The organism is Methylobacterium sp. CCH5-D2 (assembly GCF_001556475.1).
GTDB classification, from domain to species: Bacteria; Pseudomonadota; Alphaproteobacteria; order Rhizobiales; family Beijerinckiaceae; genus Methylobacterium; species Methylobacterium hispanicum.
On record NZ_LSIX01001043.1, the window covers coordinates 1 to 3215 of the forward strand.

Genomic DNA, 3215 nt, shown 5'->3' on the forward strand with positions numbered 1-3215 from the left:
GGCGCGGACGGCATCACCGCGCACCTCCGCGAGGACCGCCGTCACATCCGCGACGCCGACATGCGGGCGCTGAGGGCCCAGCTCACCGTGCCGCTCAACTTCGAGATGGCGGCAACCGACGAGATGGTGGGGCTCGCCGTGGAGCTTCGGCCCCACGCCGCCTGCCTCGTGCCCGAGAAGCGCGAGGAGCGCACCACCGAGGGGGGCCTCGACATCGTCGGCGGGCGCGAACACTTGGCGCCCCGCATCCGCCGACTGGCGGAAGCCGGCATCCGGGTCTCGCTCTTCGTCGAGCCGGAGCCGGCGGTGATGGAGGCGGCCTTCGCCCTCGGCGCGCCCGTGGTGGAACTCCATACCGGCAGCTACTGCGAGGCGGCTGTGGCGGGCGACGCGGCGCGGGTCGCGCACGAACTCGCACGCATCACGCGCGCGGCGGCGCACGGGGCGGGGCTCGGCCTGGAGATCCATGCCGGCCACGGCCTGACGCTCGCGAGCGTCGGCCCGGTGGCGGCACTTCCCCAGATCCGCGAGCTCAATATCGGCCACGCGCTGATCGCCGAGGCGATCTTCGTCGGCTTGCCCCGGGCCGTGCGGGACATGCGGGCCGCGATGGACAGGGCCCGCGAGGAAAGGGCCCGTGAGGACGGCGCGCGCGCATGATCATCGGCATCGGCTCCGACCTCTGCGACATCCGCCGCATCGAGCGCTCGCTGGAGCGCTTCGGCGAGCGCTTCACCCACCGGATCTTCACGGAGGGCGAGCGGGCCAAATGCGACCGGCGCGCTGCCCGCGCGCCCTCCTACGCGCGCCGCTTCGCCGCCAAGGAGGCCTGCGCCAAGGCGCTCGGCACCGGCCTCAGCCACGGCGTGTTCTGGCGCGACATGGAGGTGGTGAACCTGGCCACCGGCGCGCCGACGCTGCGCCTCACTGGGGGCGCCGAGGCGCGGCTCCGCGCCATGATGCCGGCCGGCCACGAGGCCCGGATCCACGTCACGCTCACGGACGACCCCCCGCTCGCGCAAGCCTTCGTGATCGTCGAGGCGGTGCCCTCCGGCACATCCTGAGCGTCTTCCGGGCACCTTGGCGCGGGGGCCCGCGTTGCGGGGCGGCGGCGCTTGGTCTAGACCGCCGCATTCTGCGGACACGATCGCGGCTTAATCCCGAGGGCATCAGGCTCCGGCAGGGCTGGCCCGAACCGGCCGCACGCGGCCGGGCGTCCCATCGGGAATGGCCCGCGACGGGATCGAGCTTATGGAACACGCGCGCGTGGATCACGACCGAGAGCACCAGGCCGGCGGCGGCGACACCGGCCTCTGGGCCAGCACCCGCGAGACCCTGAAGGTCGGCATCCAGGCGCTGCTGATCGCGCTCGTCGTGCGCACGCTTCTGTTCCAGCCGTTCAACATCCCCTCGTCGTCGCTGGTTCCGACGCTGCTGGTGGGCGACTATCTCTTCGTCTCGAAGTACTCCTACGGCTACTCGAAGTACTCCCTGCCGCTCAGCGAGTACATTCCCGGCAAGGCGAACGGCCGGATCTGGGGCGCCGAGCCCAAGCGCGGCGACATCGCTGTGTTCAAGCTGCCGAAGGACAACGCGACCGACTACATCAAGCGCGTCATCGGCCTGCCCGGCGACAAGATCCAGGTGATCGAGGGCGTGCTCAACATCAACGGCAAGCCTGTCAAGCGCGAGCGCATCGCCGACTACGAGACGCTGGACGCCTACGGGCAGGTCACCAAGGTGCCCCAGTACAACGAGACCCTGCCCGGCGGCGTCACCCACCGGGTGATCGAGATCAACGGCGACAACGGCTTCTGGGACAAGACCGAGGTCTACACGGTGCCGGCGGGCCACTACTTCATGATGGGCGACAACCGCGACAACTCGACCGATTCGCGCGACCTCGCCAACGTCGGCTACGTGCCGTTCGAGAACTTCGTCGGCCGCGCCGAGATGATCTTCTTCTCGATCGACGAGGGCACGCCCGCCTGGCAGATCTGGAACTGGCCGACCAAGACGCGCTGGAACCGTCTGTTCAGCACCATCAACTGACGGACCGCCCGTGACCGACGACGCCGCGCGTCCCTCCGCCGCCGCGCGGCGCGGGCGCCGCCCGAAGCCCCCGCTGGGCCTGCTGGAGGCCCGCATCGGCCACAGCTTCGCCGACCGCGCCCTGCTGGAGCGGGCGCTGACCCACGTCAGCAAGGCGGGCGGGCGCGGAGGCAGCTACCAGCGCCTCGAATTCCTCGGCGACCGGGTGCTCGGGCTGGCGGTGGCCGACCTCCTCTACGCCGCGCTGCCCGACGCCGACGAGGGCGAGCTGTCGCGCCGCCTCGCCGGCCTCGTGCGCCGGGAGACCTGCGCGGCGGTGTCGAACGCCTGGGAGGTCGGGCCGCACCTCGCCCTCGGCCAGGGCGAGGTCAGCGGCGGCGCGCGGCGCAACCAGACGATCCTCGCCGACGTCTGCGAGGCGATCCTGGGCGCCGTCTATCTCGACGCGGGCTACCCGAAGGCGCGCGAGATCGTGGAGGCGGCCTTCCGGCCGGCCGAGCTGACCGGTGCTCCGCGCGGGCGCGACGCGAAGTCCGCCCTGCAGGAATGGGCGATGGCCCGCTCCCTGCCGCTGCCGACCTACGCGGTGGTCGAGCGCTCGGGGCCGGACCACGCGCCCCGCTACCACATCGCCGTGCAGGTCGAGGGGCTGGAGCCGGGCATCGGCCTCGGTCCCTCCAAGCGGGTCGCCGAACAGGAGGCCGCCCGCGCGTTGATGGAACGGGAGGGCATCGCGGACGCCGCTCCGACGGAACCGAACGATGGCTGACGAGACACCCGACACCGAGATCCAGGACACCGGGATCCAGGCGGCGAGCCCCTTGCCGACCCCCTTGCCGGGCACGCCGGAGGGCGCGCGCGCGGGCTTCGTCGCGCTGATCGGCGTGCCGAACGCCGGCAAGTCGACGCTGCTCAACAGCCTCGTCGGCACCAAGGTCTCGATCGTCTCGCGCAAGGTGCAGACGACGCGGGCGCTGGTGCGCGGCATCGTGATCGAGGGCACGGCGCAGATCGTGCTGGTCGACACACCCGGCATCTTCGCGCCGAAGCGCCGGCTCGACCGCGCCATGGTGCACTCCGCCTGGAGCGGGGCGGCGGACGCCGACGCGGTCTGCCTGCTGGTCGATGCCCGCAAGGGGGTCGAGGAGGAGGTCGAGGCGGTG

Annotated in this window: 5 protein-coding genes; all 5 read left to right on the forward strand. The window is 72.1% G+C overall.

Features of this window, described 5'->3' with window-relative positions:
- Positions 1-660: pyridoxine 5'-phosphate synthase (locus AX737_RS28405; protein ID WP_066927209.1), on the forward strand; the 660-nt coding region annotated here is incomplete at its 5' end.
- Positions 657-1064: a holo-ACP synthase gene (gene acpS / locus AX737_RS28410; RefSeq protein WP_066927210.1), complete on the forward strand. Its 408-nt coding sequence runs from the start codon at positions 657-659 to the stop codon at positions 1062-1064. The genes AX737_RS28405 and acpS, both read left to right, overlap by 4 nt.
- A gap of 187 nt (positions 1065-1251) precedes the next feature.
- Positions 1252-2052 carry a signal peptidase I gene (gene lepB / locus AX737_RS28415; RefSeq protein ID WP_066927212.1) on the forward strand — a complete coding sequence of 267 codons (801 nt, stop codon included), beginning with the start codon at positions 1252-1254 and terminating at the stop codon, positions 2050-2052.
- Between the two features lie 10 nt (positions 2053-2062).
- A complete protein-coding gene (gene rnc / locus AX737_RS28420; protein WP_066927211.1) occupies positions 2063-2821 on the forward strand; it encodes a ribonuclease III in 759 nt (252 codons plus the stop codon).
- The coding region (locus AX737_RS28425; RefSeq protein WP_245293517.1) for a GTPase at positions 2814-3215 on the forward strand (402 nt) is incomplete at its 3' end. The genes rnc and AX737_RS28425, both read left to right, overlap by 8 nt.

What these genes read in the sequence shown, in the direction of transcription:
- acpS (WP_066927210.1), top strand. Translation starts at nt 657, where the DNA reads ATGATCATCGGCATCGGCTCCGACCTCTGCGACATCCGCCGCATCGAG.
- lepB (WP_066927212.1), top strand. Translation starts at nt 1,252, where the DNA reads ATGGAACACGCGCGCGTGGATCACGACCGAGAGCACCAGGCCGGCGGC.